The organism is Paenirhodobacter ferrireducens (assembly GCF_004022265.1).
GTDB lineage: Bacteria > Pseudomonadota > Alphaproteobacteria > Rhodobacterales > Rhodobacteraceae > Rhodobacter > Rhodobacter ferrireducens.
This window is the reverse complement of the sequence record NZ_SAVB01000020.1, coordinates 63648-88978: the sequence shown is the minus strand read 5'-3', so window position 1 is coordinate 88978 and position 25331 is coordinate 63648. Positions and strand designations below refer to the sequence as shown.

25 protein-coding genes are annotated in these 25331 nt (G+C 68.0%); 11 read left to right on the top strand and 14 right to left on the bottom strand.

Annotated elements, in window-relative coordinates:
- Positions 1–118 precede the first annotated feature (118 nt).
- Positions 119–2137: a M3 family metallopeptidase gene (locus EOW65_RS14475; RefSeq protein WP_128150580.1), complete on the top strand. Its 2019-nt coding sequence runs from the start codon at positions 119–121 to the stop codon at positions 2135–2137.
- 63 nt (positions 2138–2200) lie between these two features.
- Here EOW65_RS14475 and EOW65_RS14470 read toward each other — a convergent pair whose 3' ends face one another.
- Complete coding sequence (locus EOW65_RS14470) at positions 2201–3097, bottom strand: cation diffusion facilitator family transporter (RefSeq protein ID WP_128150578.1); 897 nt, start codon at positions 3095–3097, stop codon at positions 2201–2203.
- 52 nt (positions 3098–3149) lie between these two features.
- Positions 3150–3716 carry an SH3 domain-containing protein gene (locus EOW65_RS14465; protein ID WP_164880110.1) on the bottom strand — a complete coding sequence of 189 codons (567 nt, stop codon included), beginning with the start codon at positions 3714–3716 and terminating at the stop codon, positions 3150–3152.
- 176 nt (positions 3717–3892) lie between these two features.
- Here EOW65_RS14465 and EOW65_RS14460 point away from each other — a divergent pair, with 176 nt between their 5' ends.
- Positions 3893–4885, top strand: a complete 993-nt coding sequence (locus tag EOW65_RS14460) for a 2-hydroxyacid dehydrogenase (RefSeq protein ID WP_128150576.1) — start codon at positions 3893–3895, stop codon at positions 4883–4885.
- A 174-nt stretch (positions 4886–5059) separates the two neighbouring features.
- A complete protein-coding gene (locus EOW65_RS14455) occupies positions 5060–7561 on the top strand; it encodes a GcvT family protein (RefSeq protein ID WP_128150574.1) in 2502 nt (833 codons plus the stop codon).
- A 135-nt stretch (positions 7562–7696) separates the two neighbouring features.
- Here the strand turns inward: EOW65_RS14455 and EOW65_RS14450 are convergent, their stop codons facing one another.
- The 5 genes from EOW65_RS14450 to EOW65_RS14430 all read right to left on the bottom strand — a co-directional run bounded on the left by EOW65_RS14450 (position 7697) and on the right by EOW65_RS14430 (position 11015).
- A complete protein-coding gene (locus tag EOW65_RS14450; RefSeq protein WP_128150572.1) occupies positions 7697–8530 on the bottom strand; it encodes a GH25 family lysozyme in 834 nt (277 codons plus the stop codon).
- A 95-nt stretch (positions 8531–8625) separates the two neighbouring features.
- Positions 8626–9135: an EF-hand domain-containing protein gene (locus EOW65_RS14445; protein WP_128150570.1), complete on the bottom strand. Its 510-nt coding sequence runs from the start codon at positions 9133–9135 to the stop codon at positions 8626–8628.
- Positions 9136–9225: 90 nt separating this feature from the next.
- Entirely contained in the window at positions 9226–9567 is a 342-nt protein-coding gene (locus EOW65_RS14440; RefSeq protein ID WP_128150568.1) for a carboxymuconolactone decarboxylase family protein, read from the bottom strand.
- A gap of 156 nt (positions 9568–9723) precedes the next feature.
- The gene (locus EOW65_RS14435) at positions 9724–10413 is read right to left on the bottom strand and encodes an EI24 domain-containing protein (protein WP_128150566.1); all 690 of its coding nucleotides are present in this window, start codon (positions 10411–10413) and stop codon (positions 9724–9726) included.
- Positions 10410–11015 (bottom strand): nitroreductase family protein, encoded by a 606-nt coding sequence (locus EOW65_RS14430; RefSeq protein WP_128150564.1) that lies wholly within the window; start codon positions 11013–11015, stop codon positions 10410–10412. The genes EOW65_RS14435 and EOW65_RS14430 overlap by 4 nt, the downstream gene beginning before the upstream one ends.
- 101 nt (positions 11016–11116) lie before the next feature.
- Here EOW65_RS14430 and EOW65_RS14425 point away from each other — a divergent pair, with 101 nt between their 5' ends.
- A complete protein-coding gene (locus tag EOW65_RS14425) occupies positions 11117–11365 on the top strand; it encodes a DUF167 domain-containing protein (RefSeq protein ID WP_128150562.1) in 249 nt (82 codons plus the stop codon).
- Positions 11366–11386: 21 nt separating this feature from the next.
- Here the strand turns inward: EOW65_RS14425 and EOW65_RS14420 are convergent, their stop codons facing one another.
- Positions 11387–11647 (bottom strand): hypothetical protein, encoded by a 261-nt coding sequence (locus EOW65_RS14420; protein WP_113899756.1) that lies wholly within the window; start codon positions 11645–11647, stop codon positions 11387–11389.
- A 141-nt stretch (positions 11648–11788) separates the two neighbouring features.
- Between EOW65_RS14420 and EOW65_RS14415 the strand changes: the two genes are divergently transcribed.
- From EOW65_RS14415 to EOW65_RS14405, 3 genes are all read left to right on the top strand, one after another.
- Positions 11789–12535, top strand: coding sequence for a M48 family metallopeptidase (locus tag EOW65_RS14415; protein ID WP_128150560.1), 747 nt, complete (start codon positions 11789–11791; stop codon positions 12533–12535).
- A 101-nt stretch (positions 12536–12636) separates the two neighbouring features.
- Positions 12637–12948: a DUF6455 family protein gene (locus EOW65_RS20135; RefSeq protein ID WP_206364074.1), complete on the top strand. Its 312-nt coding sequence runs from the start codon at positions 12637–12639 to the stop codon at positions 12946–12948.
- Positions 12949–12963: 15 nt separating this feature from the next.
- Positions 12964–13224, top strand: a complete 261-nt coding sequence (locus tag EOW65_RS14405) for a DUF6455 family protein (RefSeq protein WP_128150558.1) — start codon at positions 12964–12966, stop codon at positions 13222–13224.
- 4 nt (positions 13225–13228) lie between these two features.
- On the opposite strand, the gene EOW65_RS14400 is transcribed toward EOW65_RS14405, so the two are convergent.
- Both EOW65_RS14400 and mce read right to left on the bottom strand, forming a co-directional pair.
- Positions 13229–13498: a DUF1467 family protein gene (locus EOW65_RS14400; RefSeq protein WP_128150556.1), complete on the bottom strand. Its 270-nt coding sequence runs from the start codon at positions 13496–13498 to the stop codon at positions 13229–13231.
- Entirely contained in the window at positions 13498–13902 is a 405-nt protein-coding gene (mce, locus tag EOW65_RS14395) for a methylmalonyl-CoA epimerase (protein WP_113899752.1), read from the bottom strand. Before mce ends, EOW65_RS14400 begins: the two co-directional genes overlap by 1 nt.
- Before the next feature lie 150 nt (positions 13903–14052).
- Here mce and EOW65_RS14390 point away from each other — a divergent pair, with 150 nt between their 5' ends.
- Positions 14053–14748: a response regulator gene (locus EOW65_RS14390; RefSeq protein ID WP_240664703.1), complete on the top strand. Its 696-nt coding sequence runs from the start codon at positions 14053–14055 to the stop codon at positions 14746–14748.
- A gap of 4 nt (positions 14749–14752) precedes the next feature.
- Here EOW65_RS14390 and EOW65_RS14385 read toward each other — a convergent pair whose 3' ends face one another.
- Positions 14753–15475, bottom strand: a complete 723-nt coding sequence (locus EOW65_RS14385; RefSeq protein WP_128150553.1) for a GNAT family N-acetyltransferase — start codon at positions 15473–15475, stop codon at positions 14753–14755.
- Between the two features lie 143 nt (positions 15476–15618).
- Here EOW65_RS14385 and EOW65_RS20405 point away from each other — a divergent pair, with 143 nt between their 5' ends.
- A complete protein-coding gene (locus tag EOW65_RS20405; RefSeq protein ID WP_276319605.1) occupies positions 15619–15753 on the top strand; it encodes a hypothetical protein in 135 nt (44 codons plus the stop codon).
- 2 nt (positions 15754–15755) lie between these two features.
- Here the strand turns inward: EOW65_RS20405 and EOW65_RS14380 are convergent, their stop codons facing one another.
- From EOW65_RS14380 to aspS, 3 genes are all read right to left on the bottom strand, one after another.
- The gene (locus EOW65_RS14380) at positions 15756–17024 is read right to left on the bottom strand and encodes a DUF1501 domain-containing protein (protein ID WP_128150552.1); all 1269 of its coding nucleotides are present in this window, start codon (positions 17022–17024) and stop codon (positions 15756–15758) included.
- Between the two features lie 4 nt (positions 17025–17028).
- Positions 17029–18396 carry a DUF1800 domain-containing protein gene (locus EOW65_RS14375; protein WP_128150551.1) on the bottom strand — a complete coding sequence of 456 codons (1368 nt, stop codon included), beginning with the start codon at positions 18394–18396 and terminating at the stop codon, positions 17029–17031.
- 119 nt (positions 18397–18515) lie between these two features.
- Positions 18516–20294, bottom strand: a complete 1779-nt coding sequence (gene aspS, locus EOW65_RS14370) for an aspartate--tRNA ligase (protein ID WP_128150550.1) — start codon at positions 20292–20294, stop codon at positions 18516–18518.
- Positions 20295–20494: 200 nt separating this feature from the next.
- On the opposite strand from aspS, the gene EOW65_RS14365 reads away from it, so the two are divergent.
- Positions 20495–21793 carry a glycosyltransferase family 87 protein gene (locus EOW65_RS14365; protein WP_128150549.1) on the top strand — a complete coding sequence of 433 codons (1299 nt, stop codon included), beginning with the start codon at positions 20495–20497 and terminating at the stop codon, positions 21791–21793.
- A gap of 118 nt (positions 21794–21911) precedes the next feature.
- A complete protein-coding gene (carB, locus tag EOW65_RS14360; protein ID WP_128150548.1) occupies positions 21912–25244 on the top strand; it encodes a carbamoyl-phosphate synthase large subunit in 3333 nt (1110 codons plus the stop codon).
- Positions 25245–25331 lie beyond the last annotated feature (87 nt).

Sequence of the window (25331 nt, the reverse complement as noted above, 5' to 3'; positions counted from 1 at the left end):
AGGAAAAGCCCGGGGTCTTTTTCTTGGCGAAAATACTCCGGGGTGCGGGGCAGCGCCCCGCTCCGCCCCTTTCCCTTCGTGCTCCGCGCGCCTAGCTTGAGCGCAAAGGAGACATGCGATGACCAATCCGCTTCTGGCCGGCTGGACCGGCCCGTTCGAGCTTCCCCCCTTCGCCGAGATCCGCGATGCGGATTTCGCCCCCGCCTTCGAGGCGGCGCTGACCGAGGCGCGGGCGAATATCGCGACGATCGCCGAAAATCCCGAGGCGCCGAGCTTTGCCAACACGATCGAGGCGATGGAACTGGCCGAGGGGCTGCTCGACCGGGTGGCGGGGGTGTTTTACAACCTCGCCGGGGCCGACAGCACGCCCGCGCGCGAGGCGCTGATGCGCGATCTGGCACCGAAGATGGCGGGTTTCGCCTCCGAGGTGACGATGAACCGCCCGCTCTTCGCCCGCGTCGCGGCGCTGTGGGAAGGGCGCGCGGCACTTGATCTGACGGCCGAGCAGGCCCGTGTGCTGGAGCTCTATTACAAGATGTTCATCCGCTCGGGCGCGGCGCTCGAGGGCGCGGCGGCGGCGCGGATGACGGCGGTGAAGGAGCGGCTGGCGGTGCTCTCGACCGCTTTTTCGCAGAACCTTCTGGCCGACGAGCGCGACTGGTTCCGCCCGCTCGCCGAGGAAGACCTCGAGGGCCTGCCCGCGTTCGTCGTCGAGGCGGCGCGCGAGGCCGGGCGCGAGCGCGGCGCCGAGGGGCCGGTGCTCACCCTCAACCGCTCGCTCATCGTGCCTTTCCTTCAGTTCAGCCCGCGCCGCGAGCTGCGCGAGATCGCCTATGAGGCCTGGACCGCGCGCGGCGCGAATGGCGGGCCGACCGACAACCGCGCGAATGCGGCCGAGATCCTGGCATTGCGCGAGGAGCGCGCCAAGCTTCTCGGCTATCCGAGCTTTGCCGCCTACAAGCTCGAACCCGAGATGGCGAAGACCCCCGAACATGTGCGCGACCTGCTGATGCGGGTCTGGGCGCCGGCGAAGGCGCGGGCCGAGGCCGATGGCGAGATCCTCGCCCGGATGATGCATGCCGATGGTCTGAACGGCGCGCTCGAGCCCTGGGACTGGCGCTATTACTCGGAAAAGCGCCGCGTCGCCGAGCATGACTTCGACGAGGCCGCGCTGAAACCCTATCTCTCGCTCGAGGCGATGATCGGCGCGGTCTTCGACTGTGCGCACCGGCTTTACGGGCTCGAATTCCGCGAGCTCGACGGCCCCTTTTACCACCCCGACGTGCGGGGCTGGGAGGTGACGCGCGGCGGCCGTCATGTGGCGGTTTTCCTCGGCGACTATTTCGCCCGCGGCTCGAAGCGCTCGGGCGCCTGGTGCTCGGCGATGCGCAGCCAGAAGAAACTGGGTGGCGAGACCCATCCGATCGTCGTCAACGTGTGCAACTTCACCAAGGGGACGCCGGCGCTGCTCAGCCACGACGACGCGCGCACGCTGTTCCACGAATTCGGCCATGCGCTGCACCAGATGCTGAGCGACGTGACCTATCAGTTCGTCTCGGGCACCTCGGTCGCGCGCGATTTCGTCGAGCTGCCGAGCCAGCTGAACGAGCATTGGCTCGACGTGCCCGAGGTGCTCGAGAAACACGCGCGCCACTGGCAGACGGGCGCGCCGATGCCGAAGGCGCTGCGCGACAAGCTCCTGGCGGCGGGCACCTACGATCAGGGCGTCTCGACGGTCGAATACATCGCCTCGGCGCTGGTCGATCTCGAGTTCCACGATGGCGCCGCGCCCGCCGATCCGATGGCGAAACAGGCCGAGGTGCTGGCCTCGATCGGCTTGCCGCATGCGATCCGGATGCGCCACGCGACGCCGCATTTCAGCCATGTGTTCTCGGGCGACGGCTATTCCTCGGGCTATTACAGCTACATGTGGTCCGAGGTGATGGACGCGGACGCCTTCGCGGCCTTCGAGGAGACCGGCAATCCCTTCGATCCGGCGACGGCGAAGCGGCTCGAGGCCTGCATCCTGTCGAAGGGCGGCTCGCGCCCGGCCGACGAGGAGTGGCTCGATTTCCGCGGCAAGATGCCCGGGGTCGAGGCGCTGCTGAAGGGGCGGGGGCTTCTCGACGCGGCCTGAGCGCCGCGTTCCCTTTCATCTTGCCTGAAATGCCTCGGGGGCAGCGCCCCCGGGGCCGGCGCGTTAGCGCCGCTTGTCGCGCAGCCAGGGGTCCATGTGGATGATCACGTCGGCTTGCGGATAGGCCTCGATGATCGCGCGCTTCAGGCTGGCGGCGATCTCGTGCGCGGCCATCAGCGACTGGTCGGGGTCGAGCTCGATGTGCAGTTGCACGAAGAGCTTCGCCCCGGCGGTGCGGGTCTTCAGGTCGTGGAAGCCGTGCACGCCGGGCCAGATCTGCGCGATCTCGGCGATGCCCTCGACCACCTCATGCGGCGCCGAGCGGTCCATCAGCGCGTGCCAGCCCTCGACGCCGATCTTCGCCGCGCCGCGCAGCATGATCAGCGCGGCGAGGATCGCCACCACGCTGTCGACCCGCGACCAGCCGAACTGCGCCGACAGGATCAGCGCGAGGATCGCGCCGAGCGTCGGCATCAGGTCGCCCACGTAATGCAGCATGTCGGCGGCGACGACCTTGTTGCCGGTGCGCTTTGCCACCCGCGCCTGCCAGCCGACGAGGGCGAGCGTCACCACGGCCGAGATCGACATCACCGCGATGCCCGCGCCCTCGGCGGCGAGCGCGTGCGGCTCGGGCGTCACCAGACGGTGGCCGGCCGCCCAGAGGATCGCGCAGCCCGAGCCGAAGACGAAGACCGCCTGACCGAGCGAGGTCAGATCCTCGACCGAGGTATGGCCGAAGGCATGGTCCTCGTCGGCGGGGCGGGCGGCATAGACGATGGCGCCAAGCCCGGCGAGCGAGATCAGCAGGTCCATCGAGCTGTCGGCCAGCGAGGCGGCGATCGACAGCGCCCCCGTCGCCCACAGCGCCCAGAGCTTGAGCACGACGAGCGTGGCCGCGACACCGACCGAGGCAAGCCCGGCCGAGAGGTTCAGGCGTTGCTGATCTTCACTATAGGACATGGCACCGGTCCTGAGTCGTTTTCGGGCCCCGTCCGTATCGCGTCAGGGCGGGCTAGTCACGGATTTCCTTGGGGTCGACGCCCCAGATCTTGGTCTTTGGCACCCAGCCGTCGGCATCGCCGGCACTGATCTCGCACCAGTCAAGCGTGCAATCGCCAAGCTTGGCGATGGCGCCGGTTTCGGCAAGGGCCACCACCGCGGATTTCTCGTCGCCGCGGGCATGGAGCTGGGTCATGTCCTCCTCGACGATCACCGTGCGCACGCCCGACAGCATCGCGTAATGGACCCAGCCCCCGGCGCCGTCGCGGTCCTCGACCCGGCGCCAGTGGCCGAATTCGGCGGTGATCCTCAGCGGCATGCCGGCGTGCTTGAACACCCAGTCGATGCGGTGGCTGAGCGAGGGGCCGCGGCGGGCGTTGCCCTCCGAGCCCTTGAGAGAGACATAGCGCGGCAGCGGCAGGTTGGTCACCGGCCCGCGCCCGTTTTGCGCCGCGATGGCAAGCGAAACATCGAGATCCGAGGGCGGGGGAGAATCGTCCTCTTCCTCCTGCGCCAGTGCCGCGCCCGTCAGCGTCAGCACCAGCGCCACCGCAATCATCGTTCCCTTGCCTGCCCGCATCGTCCTGCCCGCCCGGGACGCCCCGCCGCATCGGCCTTGATGCAACGGCCGCGCAATAAAATTGCGCTAACATCCACTTTTATGCCATATCTGCTCTCTCGGGGCCTTGTGCCTTGCCCCGTTGAAGGTCACTTTGCACCCAAGCAGAGGCGTTTGGAAGAGAGGAGAGTCCAGTCATGCCCGCACCGCGACTGACTGTTGTCGTGACGCGACGGTTGCCCGAGGTCGTCGAGACCCGGATGAAGGAGTTGTTCGACGTCGAGCTGCGCGAGAGCGATGCGCCGATGACCCGCGAGGAGCTGGTCGAGGCGATGATGCGTGCCGATGTCCTTGTTCCGACCCTCAGCGACACGATCGACGCGAACATGCTGGCCCGCGCCAGCGCCGGCCAGAAGCTGAAGTTGATCGCCAATTATGGCGCCGGGGTCGACCACATCGACGTGAGCTCGGCGCGCCAGCGCGGCGTCCTCGTCTCGAACACCCCGGGGGTGGTGACGGAGGATACCGCCGATGTGGTGATGGCGCTGATCCTCTCGGTCACCCGTCGCCTGCCCGAGGGGCTGCACGCAATGCAGTCGGGCAGCTGGGAGGGTTGGTCCCCGAATGCCTTCCTCGGCGGTCGGATCGGCGGCAAGCGGCTTGGCATCCTCGGCATGGGGCGGATCGGGCAGGCAGTGGCGAAGCGCGCCCGTGCCTTCGGCATGCAGATCCACTATCATAACCGCCGCCGCCTGCGCCCCGAGATCGAGGCGCCGCTCGAGGCGACCTGGTGGGAGAGCCTCGATCAGATGGTGGCGCGGATGGACGTGATTTCGGTCAACTGCCCGCACACGCCCTCGACCTTCCACCTGCTGAACGCGCGTCGTCTGAAGATGCTGAAACCGACGGCGGTGGTGGTGAACACCTCGCGCGGCGAGGTGATCGACGAGAACGCGCTGGTGCGCGGGCTGAAGGCGGACGAGATCGCCGGCGCCGGGCTCGACGTCTTCGAGCATGGCGTCGAGGTCAACCCCGAGCTGCGCAACCTGCCGAACGTGGTGCTGTTGCCGCATATGGGCTCGGCCACGGTCGAGGGCCGCGCCGAGATGGGCGAGAAGGTGATCATCAACATCAAGACCTTCGCCGACGGGCACAGGCCGCCGGATCTGGTGGTGCCGGGCATGGTCTGACACGCAGGAAGGCCCGGGGCGAAGTTCCGGGCCTTCTTCATTCCGTCCGTCCGGACGGGACGGCGCGCCTGCGTCCGTCGCGCATGTCGCTTTTCGCCCGCAAGCGTCGGGTGGAACGCCCCGAGCCTGCGTCAAACTGTCAGAACTGAGGGCAGGACCTCTAAGGAATCGCCCATGAAAACCCATGTCAAAGCTCTGGTCGTCGGCGGTGGCGCCGTCGGCGTGTCGATTGCCTATCACCTCGCGAAGGCCGGCTGGGAAACCATGCTCGTCGAACGCGACGAGCTCACCTCGGGCTCGACCTGGCACGCCGCCGGCCTTCTGCCGCTCTTCAACATGAGCTACGCCACCACGCACATCCACAAGTACTCGGTCGACTTCTACAAGACGCTCGAGGCGGAAACCGGGCTGAACGCGGGCTTTGCCATCGTCGGCAACCTGCGCATGGCGCAGACGCAGGAGCGCATGGACGAATACATGCTCTACTCCTCGGTCGCCGAGACCGCTGGCGTCTATCACGAATTCCTCAGCCCGAAGGAGATGAAGGAGCGCTGGCCGCTGATGCGCTGCGACGACCTCGTCGGCGCGCTCTTCCACCCGCAGGACGGCTACATCAACCCCGCCGACGTGACCCAGGCGATGGCCAAGGGCGCGCGCCAGCGCGGCGTCGAGATCAACCGCAAGCTGCAGGTGAACAGCTATTTCTGGACCGGCGACGAATGGATCGTCACGCTCGAGAAGATGGTCGAGAAGGGGGGCATGCTGGTCGGCTCGGGCGAGCTCGTCGAGGTGCGCGCCGAGCATGTGGTGACCGCGACCGGCAACCATGCACAGCGCACTGCGCGGCTTCTCGGCATCAAGATCCCGGCGATTCCGGTCGAGCATCAGTATGTGGTGACCGAGCCCGATCCGGCGCTCGTCGCCTGGCGCGCCGCGGGCAACCCCGAGCACCCGGTGCTGCGCGATTCCGACGCGCTGTGGTATGTGCGCGAGGAACGCGGCGGCTGGATCCTCGGCCCCTACGAACGCAACGCCCCCGCGCGCTTCCTCTATGATGTGCCGGAAAGCTTCCGCGCCGACCTGTTCCAGCTCGATCTCGAGCGGATCGAGAACGAATACATGTCCTTCATCCACCGCCTGCCGTCCTCCGAGACCGTCGGCCTGAAGGACGATTTCAACGGCCCGATCTGCTACACTCCCGATGGCAACCCGCTGGTCGGCCCGGCGCCGGGTCTGCGCAACATGTGGCTGGCCGAGGGCTTCAGCTTCGGCATCACCGCCGCGGGCGGCACCGGCCACTATCTCGCCCAGCTGATGACCCAGGGCGAGGCCGAGATCGACATGGCGAGCCTCGATCCGAAGCGCTACGGCAGCTGGATGACCACCGAATATGCCGCGCGCAAGAACGAGGAGTGCTATGAGCACGTCTTCATCCTGCACCACCCCGACGAGGAACGCACGGCCTGCCGGCCGCTGCGCACCGCGCCGAACTATGACGCGCAGAAGGCGCTTGGCGCGCAGTTCGGTCAGGTCAACGGCTGGGAACGGCCGAACTACTATGGCCCGCTCGACGCGCCGGCAAGCTTCGACCACGACGCCCGCAGCTTCCGTCGCGGCGGCTGGTGGCAATATGCCAGGGCCGAGGCCGCGGCGCTGCGCGAGACCGCTGGTCTGATCGACGCCACCGCCTTCACCAAGCACCTCGTGCGCGGCCCGGGCGCCACCGCCTTCCTCGACGCCTTCACCTGCAACAAGCTGCCGAAGGTCGGGCGCATCAACCTGACCTATGCTCTGACCGAGGCCGGCACCACCCGCACCGAATACACCATCGTGCGGCTGGCCGAGAACGAATACTACCTCGTCTCGGCGGGCGCCTGGACCGCCTATGACGCCGACTTCCTGATGAAATCGGCCGAGGATTTCATCGCGGCCGGCGGCGGTCATCTCGACATCCACGACGTCACCACGCAATGGGGCGTCTTCGCGATCGCCGGTCCGAATGCCCGCGCGATCCTGAACGAGGTGGTGAAGGACGCGGTGCCCGAGACGGTGCTGTCGAACAAGCGCTTCCCCTGGCTCAGCTGGCGCAACATCGAGCTCGGCATGTGCCCAGTGCGTGCGGTGCGCGTGGCCTATACCGGCGAGCTTGGCTGGGAACTCCACCACCCGATCGAGATGAGCCGCTATCTGTGGAACCTGCTGCTCGAGGCGGGCGAGAAGCACGGGCTGAAGCTCGTCGGCGCGCGGGCACAGAACTGGCTGCGCCAGGAAAAGAGCTATCGCGCCTTCGGCACCGAACTTGGCCGCGACGCGACGCCGCTCGAGGCCGGTCTCGACCGCTTCGTCGATCTCGAGAAGGAGTTCCACGGCAAGGCGGCGATGCTCGACACGGGCATCCGCGCGAAATGCGTGACGCTGCTGATCGACGGTCCCGAGGATGCCGATCCCTGGGGCAAGGAAGCGCTCCTGCTCGACGGCGAGAAGGTCGGGCGCCTGACGTCGGGCGGTTATTCGGTGGCTTTCGGGAAGTCGATCGGCATGGGCTATGTCCGCCCCGATCTCGCCGAGCCGGGCACGAAGCTGAAGGTGAAGATGCGTCTGCAGGAATGGGATGCGGTGGTGGCCGAGGACAGCCCGCACGACCCGTCGAACAGCCGCATCCGCGTCGACGGCTGACCCTTGGGGCGGGGGCGCGGCCCCCGCCTTCGGTCGGGCCGGCCCCTCCCTCTTTCGCCTTGCCAGAAATACCTCGGGGGGAGGCCCGTCAGGGCCGGGGGGCAGCGCCCCCCGTCTTCTGTTGCGGTTTCTGTCTCAGGACTGCCGGCGGGCGGAGAGCCAGCGCGACCAGCTTTCGGGCGAGCCGCCGAAGGCGTTGATGTCGACATTGCCGCCCACGCCCGGCACCACGCCGGTGCCGGTATATTGCCAGAACGACCAGTCCTCGCCCGGATAGCGCTCGGACGGGTGCGCAGCGACGGTACGCAGCCAGAATTCGGCACCGTGCATCTGGCCGAGATCATTGTCGGCGTAGAAGTCGGGCGTGGTGTAGATCACCGGCAGCGTGCCGTAATGCTTGTTCAGGATATTGACGAAGCGCGCCATCTCGGTGCGCACGGTCAGCGGGTCGGGCTTGCGCTTGCACGAGGACTGGTGATTCCACTCGATGTCGAGCACGGGTGGCAGGTCGCCCGGCACATGCGGCACGTTCTGCATGAACCACTTCGCCTGTTCCTCGGGGGTGCGGCAGAAGTAGTAGAAGTGATAGGCGCCGACCGGAACGCCCGCCGAGCGCGCGCCCGGCGCGTTGGCGACGAAGCCCGGGTCGATGTGGTCGCCGCCCTCGGTTGCCTTCAGCCAGGCGAAGCTGACGCCGGCATTGCGCGCGGTCGACCAGTCGATCATCCCCTGATAGCGCGCCGCGTCGATGCCGTGCACCGAGTAGAGCGCCGGCACCAGACCGTCCCATTCATGCGGCGCCGTGTCGCCGAAGCGCGACGGCAGGCCCGAGGCACTGAACGCCGCGGCATTCAGCTTGTCGGGCGCCATCAGCCGACCCCGGCTCGGGCCGCTGTCGCGCCCGCCGCCACAGGCGGTCAGCGCCACGGCCGACACGCCCATCATCATCCACGCAAGATACTGCCCCATCTGCGCCTCCTTTGTTTTTTGACAGAATCGCGCAAAAACGCCCGGCTGTCACGGGGGCAGCCGGGCGGGAGCAGCGGATTTTTGCGCGACGGTGCTCAGTTGCCGCGGCCGAAGTCGGCCGTGGTCAGCACGCCGTCGCGATTTCGGTCGCGCATCGCGAACCAGCCATCGGTGCCGGCGACGAATTCATCACGGGTGAGGGTGCCGTCCTGATTCGCGTCGAACATCCGCAACCCGTCCTCGGCCGGGCGGGTCAGGCCTGGGCCCATGCCCTGGCCGTTGCCGGGCCCCTTGCCGGGGCCACGGCCGGCGGGCGGGGTCATGCCGGCAGGCATCTGGTGGCCGGGCCCCATGCCGGCCTCGATCTGGGCGAGCTTGTGCTCGTCGATGCCCTTGATCTCGTCCTCCGAGTAGCGGCCGTTGCCGTCGGCGTCGAACATGTCGAAGATGTTGCCGCGCTGCTCGCGGGCCTCGGCGAGGGTGACCTGGCCGTTCCCGTCGAGATCCCACTGGGTCATGAACTGGTCCCCGGGGATGACGGTCTGGGCCTGTGCTGCGCCGGCGAGGAGCGCGAGGGCGGCGGAGAGGGAGAGAAGGCGGTGCATGATCTGCGTCCTTTCATCAATCGCTTGATGGAAAAACGCGAGGGCCCGCAACTTCCGTCGCGGGCCCGTCGATTTTCCGGGGAAGGGGGCTCAGGCCTTGGCGGCGAGCTCGTCCCAGCAGCCGAGCGCATGGCCCGCATACATCACGCCCGGGCCGCCGCCCATCTGGATCGCCATCGCCAGCACGTCGCCCAGCTCCTCGCGGGTGGCGCCGGCCTTCATCAGCGCTTCGGTGTGGAACATGATGCAGGGCTCGCAGCGCAGCACCACGGCCATGCCGAGGGCGACGAATTCCTTCGTCTTGAGGTCGAGCTCGCCGTTGTCCTTCACCGCTTTCGACAGCGTGCCGAAACCCTGCATCGCGTCGGGGATGAGCTTGCCCATCACCCGCAGTTCGCCGCGCATATCGTCGATTTTCGCCTTGTAGCTCATGGGGTTCTCCTGTTCACGTCATGGCGTGCAGGTGCCATGGCCACACCCGCGCGGCCTTGATTTGCATCAATCATCTGCGAATTTCGGAATGTGTTGCCGGCTGACGCTGCGTCGCGGCAGGGGCCGCGGCACAGCTGCCTGCAAATGTGGCGGCGCTCAGCGCCGCGCGAGGCGGTGGAAGAGATGGGTGAAGGCGGCGGCGCCCACCACCGGAACCACGAGGTTCAGGATCGGAATCGACAGCGGCAGCGCCATCAGCGCGCCGGTCGCCCAGACGGTGGCGCGGTTGCGATCGTAGAGCGCGCGGGCCGCGCCGCGGTCCATCCGCCGCAGTGCGGCCATCTGGAAATATTCGCGCCCGAGCAGATAGCCGTTCATCCCGAAGAACAGCAGCGGCGCGAAGGGGATGACGAAGGGATAGATCATCAGCGCCAGAAGGTTCGCGACGATGATGACGCCGAAGAAGCGCACGGTGTCGCCCAGCCCCTCGAGGAAGCTCAGCTTTCGCACTTCGGGCAGGTTCGGGTAATGCTCCTTTTCCACCAGCTCGGCCACGTCCTCGAGGAAGAAGCCGGTGAAGGCCGAGGCGACGGGCACCATCAGGAAGATCGAGGCGAACATCATCAGCCCGAGCGTCGCCCAGTCGGCGGCGGTGCGCAGCCAGGTGACGGTGCCGATCCAGGGCAGGGTGAGCGTGTCGGGCAGCACCCAGCCCATCACCCAAAGCAGCGCGAAATAGAGCGCGACGAAAAGGCCGAGCGACAGGGCCACGCCCAGGCCCACGATCTTCAGGGCGCCGGGACGGAGCAGATCCTCCCAGCCCCGCAGAAAGACGGAAACGATCATGCGGAAACCCAGGTGACGGCGGTGGCAAAGTCGGGGCGGGGGCGTTCGGGGGGCGTGAGGGTCTCGGTGCCGATATGGACATAGCCCGCAACCCATTCGCCGGGGGCAAGGTCCAGGGCGGGGCCGGCAAAGCCCGGATCATGCGCGACCCAGCCGGTGAGCCAGCCCGCACCCCAGCCCGCGGCGAGCGCGGCATTCACCAGGCTGACGCCCACGGCACCGACCGAAAGCGTCTGCTCGATCGCGGGCACCTTGTCGGTCGGGCGCGGCACGGCAATGATCGCGATGCAGAGCGGGCTTTGCGCGAATTGCCCGACGCCTTTCGCCGCGTCGCGTTCGGGGATTGCATGGGCTTCGGCATAGGTGCCGGCGGCGGCGGCGAGCCGTTCGAGCGCGGGCCGTTCCAACACGATCAGCCGCCAGGGTTCGAGCTTGCCGTGATCGGGCACGCGCAGCCCGGCGGTCAGGATCTCGGTCAGCGCGGCGCGGTCGGGGGCGGGCGCCACCAGCGTCTTCGGCGGCCGCGAGCGGCGGGTGAGCAGGAAGCGCAGCGCCTCCTCGTTGCGCGTGGCGGGATTGACGGTGCCCGTGGCGATATCCATCGCGGATCTCCTTCTGCTGCCTCCCCATATCGGCGCGGAAAACGTCGATTGCAACGCTGCGGCGGACTTTTCCGCGCCGGCGGGGGCGGTTAGGAAGGGGCATGACCGATCTTGCCCATCTCGCCGTGCCCGGCACGGAAATCGCCCTGAGGGTGACGCCCAAGGCCTCGCGCAACGCGATCGTCGTGGCGGAGGAGGGGCTACGCGCCTATGTCACCGTCGTGCCCGAGGATGGCAAGGCGAATGCGGCGGTGGCAAAGCTGCTGGCAAAGGCACTGGGAGTCGCCAAGAGCCGGCTCACCCTCGTGCGCGGCCAGACCGCGCGCGACAAGGTGTTCCGGCTCGACTGAGACCGAAGGGGCAGCGCCCCCTCACTTTTTCTCGGTCTTCTCGGTCGCGCGCAGCCGGTAGACGCCTTCGGGCAGGTTCAGCGCCGCGGCAAGCTCGCGCAGCTGGGCATGCGAGAAGACGATGCGGTGCACGGCCTCGGTCTGGTCGTCGACCTGCTCGAGCACCACACAATCCTCGAAGGACTGGATGGTGATGTCTTCCTGCAGGTAGTCGCGCGGATCGTCTCCCTCGTCGACGAGGGTGATCACGGTGGCGTCGAATTCGTGCTCGATGGTGAACATGGCACCATGCTAGCGCGCCGGACCGCGGCGGGGAAGGGCAAACATTTCGGTGATGGCGCCGCATGGGCTTTGCGCCGGCCGCGGTGATGGCTAATGTGAGGCGGTTGGCGTGCCGTGGGGCGCGCCTGTCGGGCCCTGATCATGCTGCATTCCCCTGGCCGTCCGCTGGCGGTCCTTCTCGCGATCCTCACCCTGGCGGCCTGCGAGGCGCCGCAGCCTGTCGACACGCGCCCGGCTCCGGTCGCGACGGTCGCCGCCGTGGCGCCGCCGCGGCTGACCCCGCGCGAGGCAGCCTCGAATTTCATCACCGTGGCCGAGGCGATGGAGCCGCGGATCGAGGCGGAATGCCGCGCCCGCACCCGTGGCAGCCGCGATTGCGACTATCGCATCATGGTCGACGACCGGCCCGACCGCTCGCCCAATGCCTTCCAGACGGTGGACAAGGCGGGGCATCCGGTCGTCGCCTTCAACCTTGCGCTGATTGCCGAGGCCCGCAATGCCGACGAGCTGGCCTTCGTCATGGGCCACGAGGCGGCGCATCATATCCTCGGCCACCTGCAGTCGAAAAGCGAGGATGCCGCGGCGGGGGCGATGATCCTCGGGGTGCTCGCCGCCGCCTCGGGCGCGGATGCGACGCAGATCTCGCATGCGCAGGACATTGGCGCCACCGTCGGCAGCCGGGCCTATTCCAAGGATTACGAGCTGCAGGCCGACCGGCTTGGCACGATCATCACCTGGGACGCGGGCTATGACCCGCTGAAGGGCGCGCAGTTCTTCGCCCGCATCCCGGATCCCGGGGACGTGTTCCTTGGTTCGCACCCGGCCAATGCCCTGCGTGTCGACGTGGCGCGCGAGACCGTGGCGGAGCTGCGCAGCGGCCGGATCTGAGCTGCGCGCGCCGGGCCGCCGGGCAAGGCTTGATCTGAATCATGGCGCCGCGTCGGGCTTTCCGGCACCGTCTGGATGATCCCGCCGGAAAGGAAAAGCCGATGTTCGGAGCGAAGACTCTCAACCGCCACGCCGCTCTGGTGAACCGCATGGCCCAGGTTCTGGGTGTCGATCTGACCGAGGCGATGAGCCGGGGCAAACTCTCCGGCGAGGACTGGCGCGAGGCGGTGGTGCGCTGCACCGGCTGCACGGCGCCCGAGGCCTGCACGGTCTGGCTGTCCGAGCGCCCGGCCCCCGAGGATGCCGAGGGGGGCGCGGCCGCGGCTGCCCCGCATTACTGCAACAACCGGCTCATGCTGGCGCGGCTGCGCGATGCGCTCGGAGATGGCGACGGGGCGGTTGCCGCCGAGTGAGCGAGGGAGGTGCGGATGGGAATTCAGGGAGGGCTCGATCTGCATTTCTGGATCACCCGCGGCATGGCCCGCCGGATGGGGGTGACCCTGAGCGAGGCGATGCAGGAGGGGCGGTTAAGCCAGGCTGAGCTTGCGCGCATGGTCGAGCGCTGTCGCGATTGCCCGGGGGCGCAGGGGTGCCTCGATTTCCTGTCGGAGCGCGACGGTCCGACGGCGGCGGTGCCGGACTGGTGCTGTCACACCGCGGTGCTGAGCCGTCTGCGCGCTGGGCGCTGAGCGCTCAGCGCCCGAGCCGGCCGAACCAGTCGAGATCGGCAATCGAGACTGCGCCCGACAGGATCACCGCCGCGATCGCGGCCCAGATCGGCACGGCGATCAGCGTGGTGATCCTTGCCTTGCGGCCGATCTGCGCATCGGCCGGGGCAGAGGGGGGCGTGCCGGGAACGACCTCGCCTGCCTCCTCCTGGCTGCGAAAGCGCACGGGCAGCACCACGAAGAACACCATGAACCAGATCACGGCGAAAAGGACGATGCCGCCGGTGAGGTTCATCAGACCTGTTCCAGCTCGATCAGGCAGCCGTTGAAGTCCTTCGGATGCAGGAACAGCACAGGTTTGCCATGCGCGCCGATCTTCGGCTCGCCGGTGCCCAGAACGCGCGCGCCGGTGGCCTTCAGCGTGTCGCGCGCGGCCAGGATATCCTCGACCTCGAAGCACATGTGGTGGATGCCGCCCGAGGGGTTCTTGTCGAGGAAACCCTGGATCGGGGAATTCTCGCCAAGCGGATAGAGCAGCTCGATCTTGGTGTTCGGCAGTTCGATGAACACCACGGTGACGCCGTGGTCGGGTTCGTCCTGCGGCGGGTTCACTTTCGCGCCGAGGGTGTCACGGTATTTCGCCGCCGCCGCCTCGAGGTCGGGCACGGCAATGGCGACATGGTTCAGACGTCCGATCATGGGCTCCTCCGTTCGGTTTCCTTGGGCATAGGGGGGCGCGGAGCACGATGCAAGCGTCGCGTGGCGGGCTTAACCGGCCGTTAGGCGAAATCGGCTCTAGTGGGCAGACCCGCGATTCCTCTGCCAGGGATGACGCCGATGCCCGACGCCATGAGCCCCAGCCTGCCCGCCGGCCCGCCCAGCTGGCTGCGCCCGCTGTTCGGGCTGACCGTGCTGGTGATCGAGGACAGCCGCTTCGCCTCGGAGGCGCTGCGTCTGATGTGCGTGCGCTCGGGCGCGCGGATCCGCCGCGCCGATTGCCTGCGCGCGGCGCGGCGCCATCTGCAGACCTATCGCCCGGCGGTACTGATCGTCGATATCGGCCTGCCCGACGGTTCGGGGACCGAGCTGATCGCCGAGGCGAAGGCGCTGGCCGTGCCGGTGCCGGCGGTGCTGGGGCTTTCGGGCGATCCCGCCCGCGCGGCCGAGGCGCTGCGCGCGGGGGCCGACGCCTTCCTCCCGAAACCGGTGGAAAGCCTGGCGCTGTTTCAGCAGGCGATGCTGTCGGTGCTGCCCAGCGAGGTGCGCGGCACGGTGACGCCGCAGGGCGGGGAGGACACCGTCATCCCCGATCCGCTGGCCTTGCGCGACGATCTCAGCCACGCGGCCGAGGTTCTGGCGGCGCGCGGCGACGCGGCGGCGACCGACTATGCTGCGCAATTCGTCGCGGGGCTCGCGCGGGCCTGCCACGACGAGGATCTCGAGACGGCGGCCGAGGCTGCGGCGGGGCGGCGGCCCACGCCCGCGGCGGTGTCGCAGCTGTGCGGCCTCGTGCAGGCGCGGCTCGACGGCGCCGCGGTGTTCTAGACCATCAGCCGGGCAGGGGTGCCAGCACCGGGTCCGAACTCACCCGCACCAGCCGCGTCAGGTCCGACAGCCTTTCGCGCTGCCGCCCCTCGGCGTCGAAATTCGCCGGATCGAGCCAGGCCTCGAAGGCCGCAAGCAGCGCCGGCCAGTCGCCATCGGTCGCGGCGAACCAGGCGGTGTCGCGGTTGCGGCCCTTGACGATCGTCGCCTGTCGGAAAGTGCCTTCATAGCTCAGCCCCAGCCGCTCGGCCGCGCAGCGCGAGGGCAGGTTGAGCGCGTCGCATTTCCACTCGAAGCGGCGATAGCCAGAACCGAAGGCCCAGCTGATCAAAAGCACCATCGCCTCGGTCGCGGCCCGGCTGCGCTGCAATTGCGGCGACAGGCAGATGTGGCCGAGCTCGATCGTGCCGATCGCTGGGGCGATGCGCAGAAAGGCCATCACGCCGCCAGGCTGTCCGGTCTCGCGGTCGATCACGGTGAAGAAATACGGATCGTTCAGTGCCGCCATGTCGGTGAGCCAGCGGATATAGCCCGCTTCCGAGGGGAACGGGCCATAGGGCAGATAATCCCAGATCGCGTCATCGGTGGCATTGGCGCGAAACAGCGCGTGGGCATGGCGTTCCTCCAGCCGTTCGAGCCGGGCATAGCGGCCTTCGAGCAGCGTGGCATCGGGGGCAGGCGGGGCCTCCCAGTCCGGCAGCGGCGTGCCAAAGTGCTTCGTCGCCATGGTGTCCCCCGTTTGCTGGCTGTCGCGGTCACGCTAGCGTGCCACGCCATCCTCCGCAATTGCCGCCAAACGGTGCGAATGGCTCCCGATTCCTGCCGCAATCGGGCGCGACTCTGGCCCGGTCAAAGACGGAGCCAGAGACGATGAAGGATCACGCTATTCGCCTGTTCACCGACGAAAGCCTGATCCGGGCGACGCATTGGGCGGTTTTCACCCTTGGTGCGCTGAGCCTGACGATCTCGGTCGCCGGCACGCTCTACAGCGCCTTCTTCGCCTGAGATTAGGCGAGGAAGCGCGGGTCGGCGCCGATGTCGAGCCCCGGGAAGATCGACTTTTCCAGCACATCCACCGGCACGCCATACATGCCGCGCAGCGCCCAGCCGGCATAGGCGCGGATGTCCGCCGTGGGCATCAGGTCGCGCCCGGCGTAGAGGTCGGCATCCGCCAGCCCCGGCCACTTGCCATAGACCTTGCGCCCCTTCAGCGCACCCCCGGCCATCAGCATCGCACCGCCGGTGCCGTGATCGGTGCCGCGGGTGCCGTTTTGCCGCGCGGTGCGGCCGAACTCCGTCATGCCGAGCACCAGCGTCTTGTCCCAGACCGGGCCGAGCTGCTGCCTGAGCGTGGTCACCATCGCGGCAAGCTGCGTTGCCGGGCCGCGGATCGCGGCCTCCTGGCCGCGGTGCGTGTCCCAGCCATTGAGCGAGAAGGCGGCGATCCGGGTCTCGCCGCGCAGCCGGCTTGCGGCGAAATCGGCGAGCGAGGCCGCCGCCCCGACCGCGCCCTTGAGCGGCGCGGGGGCCCCGGGCGCCGCCATGCCGTCCGCCGGGGCCGCCATCATCGGCTCGGCCATCAGGTCAGGGCTGTCCGGGTCGGTCGTGCCGTCCTCGGCATTGTCGCCACCGTCAGTGATCTGCATCGCCTCGCTTGCGGCCTGCCGGAACAGCGGGTCGTCGTGATAGATCATGTCAAGGAGCGTCCGCCCCTGCGAAGACAGGATCAGCGAGGCGTCGGGCGCCCAGGACAGCGCCGCCGCGCTGCCGGACAGGATCTTCAGCTCGTCGTCGCCGACGGAATAGGCGGTCTCGGCCCGCGCGCCGGGCATCTGCTGCAACAGCCGGTTCAACCAGCCGTCGCGCACCATCGACAGTGGCACGTCCATGCCGGTGCCGGCCTCGAGCATGTCCTGCCCGTCGAAATGGCTGCGCTTGTCGCGGTAGGGGGTGGAGACGGCATGGGCAAAGCCCAGCTCGCCGGTCTTCCACAAGGGCATCAGCTCGGCCATCGCCGGGTGCAGCGCGAAGAAGCCGTCGAGGTCGGTCGCGCCCTTGTCGGGGCCGACCGGGAAGTCGGGGCGCAGCTGCGCCAGCAGCGGATCGCCATAGGGCTGCACGATGTCGAGCCCGTCCATCGCGCCGCGCAGGATGATGACGACAAGGCGCTGCTCGCCGGGCACGGCGGCCAGGGTGACCGAGCTCATGAACGGGTGGGCGGCGGCCGAACAGCCGGCGATGGCCGCGCCCTGCAGGAAGAAGCGACGGGACAGCATGGCGTTATCTCCTGTTCATCTCGGCAGAGGCGAGCACGAGCGCGGCCGCCTCGGGCCGGCTTTCCGAGCGCGGCACGGCCTGGGCGACAAGGTCGCTCAGCCGCGGGCCGAGCGCGGCGCGGGCGAAATCGGCGGGCTCGGGCAGTTTCGCCTGCAAGCCGGCGGGGGCCTTCAGCGCCCAGTTGATCCGGGCCGCAAGCTGTTGCGGCGAGATCCATTCCTCTGCCGCCTCGGGCCAGCCGTTCGGTGCCGGCGCGCCCAGCCATCGCTGCCCCATGTCGCGCAGCGGCTTGAAGGCGTGGCGGCGGATCTGCGGCCCGTTGAAGGCCATCACGGCCTTGCCGTCGAAGCCCATGGCGCGAACCCCGGTGGCGATATAGTCGAAGGGCTGACGCACCTTGAGGAAGCCCCCCCCCTGTGCCGCGGGGTGGGTCAGAAGCACCTCGTAGACCGGCAGCAGCTGCCCCTTGGCGCCGAGATAGGCCTCGGACATCGCGCCGGTCAGGGCCGGATCTGGTTCGGGGCCGACGAAATGCACGGCGAGCTTGGTGGCGATGTGGCGGCTGGTGTCGGGGTGCAGGGCGAGCGCGGTCAGCACCTGCACGATGTCCGCCATCTTGGCCGGGTCGCCGCCATAGGCATGGCCGAGCACGGTTTCTGCGCCGGGTTCCGCGAAGTCGGGGGCAAAGGTCGTGCCCTCCTCGGCCATCACCCGCAGTCCGGTCAGGAGCTCGGCCAGCTGGCGCACGTCGTCCTGGGTATAACTGCCACCGACGCCGAGCGTGTGCAGCTCCATCAGCTCGCGTGCGAGGTTCTCGTTCAGCCCGAGCTTGAGATCGGGGCGCTTCTTCGCGCGCTTCGAATCCGGCCCGAAAGAGGCGATCTGATCAAGGTAGATCAGCATCATCGGATGCAGTGTCGAGGCGCGCAGCAGGGCCGGGAAACTGCCAGTGATCTCGGGGCGCAGCGCCTCGCCATGGGCGGTGGCAAGCGGTGCCTCCGGCGTGCGTTTCGCGCGCACGGTGAAATGGTTGCGCCAGAAGGCATGCAGGCGCTCGCGCATGCCCGTCGGATCCTCGACGGCGCGGGCGAGCGCGATCTGCAGCCCGCCGACATTGCTGCGGTCGATCGCCTGGCGCTGACGCTTGAAGTCCTCGGTGGCGCCCGGAACATTCTGTGCCTCGGCCTTGCGCAGGCGCAGGAACTCGTCGCGCATTTGCAGCGCCTCCTGCGTCGTCAGCCCGGGCCAGCGCTGTGCCAGCAGGTCCGGGCCGCGCAGCGCCGCCAGAATCTCGTCGGGGGAAGCCGGGGGCGTCTGCCGGGGCGAGAGCCCGAAGCCGAACCGCACCGGCGCCAGGGTCGAGAACTCCATCACCACCTCCGGGGCTGTTTCCCCGGATTGCGCCAGAAACGCGGGCAAAAGGAAAGGGCGCCGGGGATCAACCCGGCGCCCTTCCGCTCAATCCGGCGTGAGCTGCGCGAGAAAGCGCCTCAGGCCTCTTTCGGCAGCACGCGCAGCCGCAGTTCGCGCAGCTGATCGTTGGTGGGCAGGCTCGGCGCGCCCATCATCAGGTCCTCGGCGCGCTGGTTCATCGGGAACATGATGACCTCGCGGATGTTCGACTCGTCGGCCAGCAGCATCACCGCACGGTCGATGCCCATGGCGCAGCCACCGTGGGGCGGCGCGCCGAACTTGAAGGCCTTCGCCATGCCGCCGAAGCGCTTGTCGACCTCGGAGGCGGGATAGCCCGCGATCTCGAAGGCCTTGTACATGGTGTCGAGGTCATGGTTGCGGATCGCGCCCGAGATCAGCTCGTAGCCGTTGCAGGCGAGGTCGTACTGATAGCCGAGCACCTTGAGCGGGTCGCCCTGCAGCGCCTCGAGACCGCCCTGCGGCATCGAGAAGGGGTTGTGCGAGAAGTCGATCTTGCCGTCGTCGGTCTTCTCGTACATCGGGAAGTCGACGATCCAGCAGAAGCGGAACACGCCTTCTTCGGTCAGACCCAGCTCGCGGCCGATCTCGTTGCGGGCCTTGCCGGCGACCGCCTCGAACTGCTCGGCCTTGCCGCCGAGGAAGAACACCGCGTCGCCCTCGTTCAGGTCGAGCTGGGTGCGGATCGCCTCGGTGCGCTCGGCGCCAAGGGCCTTGGCGATCGGGCCGGCGGCCTCCATCGTGCCGTCCTCGGCCTTGCGCCAGAAGATGTAGCCCATGCCCGGCAGGCCGTTCGCCTGGGCGAAGGCGTTCATCCGGTCACAGAACTTGCGGCTGCCGCCGGTCGGCGCGGGAATCGCGCGGATCTCGGTGCCCTCGGTCTCGAGCAGCTTGGCGAAGATGCCGAAGCCCGAGTCGCGGAACTGGGCGCTGACATCGGCCATCTTGATCGGGTTGCGCAGGTCGGGCTTGTCCGAGCCGTACCACAGCAGCGCGTCCTTGTAGGCGATCTTCGGCCAGACCGGGTCGACGGTCTTGCCGGTGCCGAATTCCTCGAACATGCCCTGCACCACCGGCTGCACCGTGGCGAAGACGTCTTCCTGTTCGATGAAGCTCATCTCGATGTCGAGCTGATAGAAGTCGGTCGGGCTGCGGTCGGCGCGCGGGTCCTCGTCGCGGAAGCAGGGCGCGATCTGGAAGTAGCGGTCGAAGCCCGCCACCATGATCAGCTGCTTGAACTGCTGCGGCGCCTGCGGCAGGGCGTAGAACTTGCCCGGGTGCAGACGCGAGGGCACGAGGAAGTCGCGCGCGCCCTCGGGCGAGGAGGCGGTGATGATCGGGGTCTGGAACTCGTTGAAGCCCGCGTCCCACATCCGGTTGCGAAGCGAGCGCACGACGTTCGAGCGCAGGATCATCTTCTGGTGCAGGCTGTCGCGGCGCAGGTCGAGGAAGCGATAGGCGAGGCGGGTTTCCTCGGGGTAGTCCTGATCGCCGAAGACCGGCAGCGGCAGCTCGTCGGCGGCGCCGAGGACTTCCATCTCGCGGGCGTAGACCTCGATCTCGCCGGTCGGGATCTTCGGGTTGATCAGCTCGGGGGCGCGCGGCTTCACCGTGCCGTCGATGCGGATCACCCATTCGGCGCGCACCTTCTCGAGCGCGGCGAAGGCGGGGCTGTCGCCGTCACAGATGATCTGGGTGATGCCGTAATGGTCGCGCAGGTCGATGAACAGCACGCCCCCGTGATCTCGCACCCGGTGCACCCAGCCCGAGAGACGGACGGTTTCGCCGGCATTGGCGGCGGTGAGCGCGGCGCAGGTATGGCTGCGATAGGCGTGCATGAGGCTCCCCTTTCAACGGGCATGGCGGATTCCGGCCCGATCAACCGCGAAGGCGCGGCAAAGTCAAGCGCGAGCCGCATGACAGTGTCGCCTGATGGCCTGCACAGTCAGGTGAGCGGGCTTTTTCGGGCCCGGGTGCCAAAGATCGGCCGCATTCTCCGGGCAGACGCGGCGCAGGATTTTCCGCGAATGAGATTTTCATGTCTGCGACTCTTTTCTCCTACACCGGTTCCGTCCCGCCGGTTCAGCGCCGCCGCGAAGCGGTTCTCACGGCGGTGATGCTGTTTGTCTGGTCGATCTGGGCCTGGTTTCTGGCGGCAAATATCTGGAGCAGCGATCTGGCCGCCCTGTGGTTCGCCGGGCATTTTCACGCCATCGGTCAGGACGCGCTGGTCTATGACGCGCCTGCGCAGTTCTTCGGCGGCACCCCGCCGGGCTGGATCGCGGCGCATCTCGCCCATGGCGGCCCCCCGGCAGGGCTCAGCTTCCCCTATGTCTATCCGCCGCTCTGGGCCGGGCTGATCGCGCCGGTGACGGGCTGGCTCGAACCGATCGCGTTCTTCCGGCTGTTCCTGGCCCTGCACGTCGCGCTGCTGGCTGGCTCGGTGCTGCTGGCCGAGCGGATCGCGCGCCCGGATGGCATGCCGCGCCTCGTCTTCATTGGCTGGGGGCTGGCGGTGCTGACGCTGTCGGCGCCGGTACGTGCGTCGCTGTATCTGAACCAGCCGACCATCGGCGTCACCTTTCTGGTGCTGCTGGCGGTGGCCTGTCTGCGGGAACGGCCGCGGCTTGCGGGCGGCGTGCTGGCTGTCGCTGCCGCGATCAAGCTCACGCCGCTTGTCTATGCGCTGCTCTGCGTGCAGGCGCGTCGGCCGCGCGCGCTGGTAGTGCTGGCGCTAGGGCTTGCCGCGTTGGCGCTTGCGTCTTTCGCGCTGATGGGGACGGGGTTGCACCAGGCGTTTCTCGAGCAACTCGGGCGGGCGGGGCAGAACTCCGTCTGGGCAAGGGGAAACCCGTCGTTGCGGCTTCTGCTTCTTGATCTGCTGCCGGCGGGCGAGATGCCCGGCACCTTTGTCTGGATGCCCGGCGGAGAGGCGGCGCTTGTCGCCCTGCCGCGCTGGCTCGGCCCGGTTGCCGCGGTGGTGGCCCTGCTGATTGCGCTGCCTGCGGCGGTGCTGGCTGTCCGGCGGCCGGGGCCGGCGGCGGTGACGCTGGGGCTGCTTGGCCTGTCGATCGGTCTTGCCGTCTTCGGGCCGGTCAGCTGGCTGCATTATTTCGTCCTGCCGATGCTGATTGCGCCGGCTCTCGGCTCCGGTCTGGGGCGCGGGGCGACACTGATCGTGCTGGCACAGCTCCTGCTCGCCAATTCCGATGCCGTCCTGTCGTTCTTCCCGGCGGATGCCGACGGCACCTTCCGCTATGTGGCGCTGATCTGCCTGTCCTGGCTCGTGACCCTCGCCGCGACCGTTGTGGCGCTTTCCCGACATCCGAAGGGGTGAGGCCGCGCCTTTCACCCTTGCGCCGCGCGCCGGTCTGACTATAACGCCCATCAATTTGCGCGGGGCCTGCTGGCCCCGTTTCGCTGCTGCAAACCTGTCGCAAAAAATAGGGGTCACCATGCCGAAGAGAACCGACATCAAGTCCATCCTCATCATCGGTGCGGGCCCCATCGTGATCGGCCAGGCCTGCGAGTTCGACTACTCGGGCGCCCAGGCCTGCAAGGCGCTGCGCGAAGAGGGCTACCGGGTCATCCTGGTGAACTCGAACCCGGCGACGATCATGACCGACCCGGAGATGGCCGACGCGACCTATATCGAGCCGATCACTCCCGAGGTCGTGGCGAAGATCATCGAGAAGGAACGCCCCGACGCGATCTTGCCGACGATGGGCGGGCAGACCGGCCTGAACACCGCGCTCGCGCTTGCCGACATGGGCGTTTTGGAGAAATTCAACGTCGAGCTGATCGGCGCCAACCGCGAGGCCATCGAGATGGCCGAGGACCGCAAGCTGTTCCGCGAGGCGATGGACCGCATCGGCCTCGAGAACCCCAAGGCCACGATCATCACCGCACCGAAGCTCGAAAACGGGCATTTCGACATCAACGCGGGCGTGCAGCAGGCGCTGGCCGAGCTCGAGCACATCGGCCTGCCGGCGATCATCCGCCCCGCCTTCACCCTGGGCGGCACCGGCGGCGGCGTCGCCTACAACCGCGACGACTTCATCGAGATCTGCCACTCGGGCCTCGATGCCTCGCCGGTGGCGCAGATCCTCGTCGACGAATCCCTTCTGGGCTGGAAGGAATACGAGATGGAGGTCGTCCGCGACAAGGCGGACAACGCGATCATCGTCTGCGCCATCGAGAACGTCGATCCGATGGGCGTGCACACCGGCGATTCGATCACCGTCGCCCCGGCGCTGACGCTGACCGACAAGGAATACCAGATCATGCGCAACGGCTCGATTGCCGTGCTGCGCGAGATCGGCGTCGAGACCGGCGGCTCGAACGTGCAATGGGCGATCAACCCGAAGGACGGCCGCATGGTCGTGATCGAGATGAACCCGCGCGTGTCGCGCTCGTCTGCGCTCGCCTCGAAGGCCACCGGCTTCCCGATCGCCAAGATCGCGGCGAAGCTGGCCATCGGCTATACCCTCGACGAGCTCGACAACGACATCACCAAGGTGACGCCGGCCAGCTTCGAGCCGACCATCGACTATGTCGTGACCAAGATCCCGCGCTTCGCCTTCGAGAAGTTCCCGGGCTCGAAACCCGACCTGACCACCGCGATGAAATCGGTGGGCGAGGCGATGGCGATCGGCCGCACCTTCCACGAATCGATGCAGAAGGCACTGGCCTCGCTGGAGACCGGGCTGTCGGGCTTTGACGAGATCGAGATCCCCGGCGCACCGGACAAGGCCGCGGTGGTCAAGGCGCTGTCGCACCAGACGCCCGACCGGATCCGGATCATCGCCCAGGCGATGCGGCACGGGCTGAGCGACGATGAGATCAACGTCGCGACCAGCTATGATCCCTGGTTCCTCGCCCGCATCCGCGAGATCGTCGAGGTCGAAGCCGAGATCCGCAAGTCGGGCCTGCCGCTGACCGAGGAAGGTCTGCGAAAGCTGAAGATGATGGGCTTCACCGACAAGCGTCTCGCGAAGCTCACTGGCCGCGACGAGGCGCAGGTGCGCCGTGCGCGCCGCAACCTCGGCGTCAAGGCGGTGTTCAAGCGCATCGACACCTGCGCGGCCGAATTCGAGGCCCAGACCCCCTACATGTATTCGACCTACGAAGCTCCGGCGATGGGCGATGTCGAATGCGAGGCGCGGCCCTCGGACCGCAAGAAGGTCGTCATCCTCGGCGGTGGCCCGAACCGCATCGGTCAGGGCATCGAGTTCGACTATTGCTGCTGCCATGCCTGCTTCTCGCTCAGCAAGACCGGCTACGAGACGATCATGGTCAACTGCAACCCTGAGACCGTGTCGACCGACTATGACACCTCGGACCGTCTGTATTTCGAGCCGCTGACCCTCGAATCGGTGCTGGAAATCCTGCGCGTCGAGCAGGAGAACGGCACGCTGCACGGCGTGATCGTGCAGTTCGGCGGCCAGACGCCGCTGAAGCTCGCCAATGCGCTCGAAGCCGAAGGCATCCCGATCCTCGGCACCACGCCCGACGCGATCGACCTGGCCGAGGACCGCGAGCGCTTCCAGCAGCTGCTGAACGAGCTCGACCTGAAGCAGCCGGTGAACGGCATCGCCCATTCGGCGGCCGAGGCCTTCGAGATCGCCGGCCGCGTCGGCTATCCGCTGGTGATCCGCCCGTCCTACGTTCTGGGCGGCCGCGCGATGGAGATCGTGCGCGATCTCGAACAGCTCAAGCGCTACATCACCACCGCGGTGGTGGTCTCGGGCGACAGCCCGGTGCTGCTCGACAGCTACCTCTCGGGCGCGATCGAGATGGACGTCGACGCGCTCTCGGATGGCGAGACCGTGCATGTCGCGGGCATCATGCAGCACATCGAGGAAGCCGGCGTCCACTCGGGCGACTCCGCCTGCTCGCTGCCGCCCTATTCGCTCTCTCCCGAGCTGATCGAGGAAGTGAAGCGCCAGACCGTGCTGATGGCCAGGGGCCTGAACGTCGTCGGCCTGATGAACGTGCAGTTCGCGATCAAGGACGGGGTGATCTACGTTCTCGAAGTCAACCCGCGTGCCTCGCGCACCGTGCCTTTCGTCGCCAAGGCGACCGACTCGGCCATCGCCTCGATCGCGGCGCGGCTGATGGCGGGCGAGCCGATGTCGGCCTTCCCGCACCGCGCGCCCTATCCGGCGGATGTGGGGCCGGAGACGCCGCTGCCGCTGGCCGATTCGCTGACCCTTGCCGACCCGATCACGCCGTGGTTCTCGGTGAAGGAGGCGGTGCTGCCCTTCGCCCGCTTCCAGGGCGTCGACACCCTGCTCGGGCCGGAAATGCGCTCGACCGGCGAGGTCATGGGCTGGGACCGCAACTTCCCGCGCGCCTTCCTCAAGGCACAGCTCGGCGCCGGCACCAAGCTGCCCGAAAGCGGCCGCGTCTTCCTGTCGATCAAGGATGCCGACAAGTCGGACGAGCTGGCGCAGGCGATGCGCGACCTGATCGGCATGGGCTTCACCATCGTCGCGACCCGCGGCACCAATGCCTGGCTGCAGGAGAAGGGCGTCGCGTCCGAGCTGGTGAACAAGGTCTACGAGCGCCGGCCGAACATCGTCGACCGGCTGAAGGACGGCGAGATCGCGCTGGTGATGAACACCACCGAGGGCACGCAGTCGATCTCGGACAGCCGCTCGATCCGTGCCGTCGCGCTGCACGACCACATCCCCTACTTCACCACGGCCGCGGCCTCGATCGCGGCAGTGGCGGCGATGAAGAGCCGGGCCGAGGGGGACATCGTCGTTCGCCCGCTGCAGGCGTAAGCCGCGCGGCACCGACAAGACGCGAAAGGCGGCCTTCGGGCCGCCTTTTTGCTGCGTTCAGATGAAGGGCACCAGCGGCACGCTGTC

Excerpts from the sequence above, each read along its gene's own strand:
- EOW65_RS20405 (WP_276319605.1), top strand. The coding sequence starts at position 15,619 with ATGAAGGATCACGCTATTCGCCTGTTCACCGACGAAAGCCTGATCCGG.
- EOW65_RS14430 (WP_128150564.1), bottom strand. The coding sequence starts at position 11,015 with ATGGATATCGCCACGGGCACCGTCAATCCCGCCACGCGCAACGAGGAG.
- EOW65_RS14390 (WP_240664703.1), top strand. The coding sequence starts at position 14,053 with ATGAGCCCCAGCCTGCCCGCCGGCCCGCCCAGCTGGCTGCGCCCGCTG.
- EOW65_RS14455 (WP_128150574.1), top strand. The coding sequence starts at position 5,060 with ATGAAAACCCATGTCAAAGCTCTGGTCGTCGGCGGTGGCGCCGTCGGC.
- EOW65_RS14460 (WP_128150576.1), top strand. The coding sequence starts at position 3,893 with ATGCCCGCACCGCGACTGACTGTTGTCGTGACGCGACGGTTGCCCGAG.
- EOW65_RS14450 (WP_128150572.1), bottom strand. The coding sequence starts at position 8,530 with ATGGGGCAGTATCTTGCGTGGATGATGATGGGCGTGTCGGCCGTGGCG.
- EOW65_RS14380 (WP_128150552.1), bottom strand. The coding sequence starts at position 17,024 with ATGCTGTCCCGTCGCTTCTTCCTGCAGGGCGCGGCCATCGCCGGCTGT.
- EOW65_RS14415 (WP_128150560.1), top strand. The coding sequence starts at position 11,789 with ATGCTGCATTCCCCTGGCCGTCCGCTGGCGGTCCTTCTCGCGATCCTC.
- aspS (WP_128150550.1), bottom strand. The coding sequence starts at position 20,294 with ATGCACGCCTATCGCAGCCATACCTGCGCCGCGCTCACCGCCGCCAAT.
- EOW65_RS14365 (WP_128150549.1), top strand. The coding sequence starts at position 20,495 with ATGTCTGCGACTCTTTTCTCCTACACCGGTTCCGTCCCGCCGGTTCAG.
- EOW65_RS14375 (WP_128150551.1), bottom strand. The coding sequence starts at position 18,396 with ATGGAGTTCTCGACCCTGGCGCCGGTGCGGTTCGGCTTCGGGCTCTCG.
- EOW65_RS14445 (WP_128150570.1), bottom strand. The coding sequence starts at position 9,135 with ATGCACCGCCTTCTCTCCCTCTCCGCCGCCCTCGCGCTCCTCGCCGGC.
- EOW65_RS14425 (WP_128150562.1), top strand. The coding sequence starts at position 11,117 with ATGACCGATCTTGCCCATCTCGCCGTGCCCGGCACGGAAATCGCCCTG.
- EOW65_RS14435 (WP_128150566.1), bottom strand. The coding sequence starts at position 10,413 with ATGATCGTTTCCGTCTTTCTGCGGGGCTGGGAGGATCTGCTCCGTCCC.
- EOW65_RS20135 (WP_206364074.1), top strand. The coding sequence starts at position 12,637 with ATGTTCGGAGCGAAGACTCTCAACCGCCACGCCGCTCTGGTGAACCGC.
- EOW65_RS14475 (WP_128150580.1), top strand. The coding sequence starts at position 119 with ATGACCAATCCGCTTCTGGCCGGCTGGACCGGCCCGTTCGAGCTTCCC.
- EOW65_RS14465 (WP_164880110.1), bottom strand. The coding sequence starts at position 3,716 with ATGCGGGCAGGCAAGGGAACGATGATTGCGGTGGCGCTGGTGCTGACG.
- mce (WP_113899752.1), bottom strand. The coding sequence starts at position 13,902 with ATGATCGGACGTCTGAACCATGTCGCCATTGCCGTGCCCGACCTCGAG.
- EOW65_RS14440 (WP_128150568.1), bottom strand. The coding sequence starts at position 9,567 with ATGAGCTACAAGGCGAAAATCGACGATATGCGCGGCGAACTGCGGGTG.
- EOW65_RS14420 (WP_113899756.1), bottom strand. The coding sequence starts at position 11,647 with ATGTTCACCATCGAGCACGAATTCGACGCCACCGTGATCACCCTCGTC.
- EOW65_RS14405 (WP_128150558.1), top strand. The coding sequence starts at position 12,964 with ATGGGAATTCAGGGAGGGCTCGATCTGCATTTCTGGATCACCCGCGGC.
- EOW65_RS14385 (WP_128150553.1), bottom strand. The coding sequence starts at position 15,475 with ATGGCGACGAAGCACTTTGGCACGCCGCTGCCGGACTGGGAGGCCCCG.
- carB (WP_128150548.1), top strand. The coding sequence starts at position 21,912 with ATGCCGAAGAGAACCGACATCAAGTCCATCCTCATCATCGGTGCGGGC.
- EOW65_RS14470 (WP_128150578.1), bottom strand. The coding sequence starts at position 3,097 with ATGTCCTATAGTGAAGATCAGCAACGCCTGAACCTCTCGGCCGGGCTT.
- EOW65_RS14400 (WP_128150556.1), bottom strand. The coding sequence starts at position 13,498 with ATGAACCTCACCGGCGGCATCGTCCTTTTCGCCGTGATCTGGTTCATG.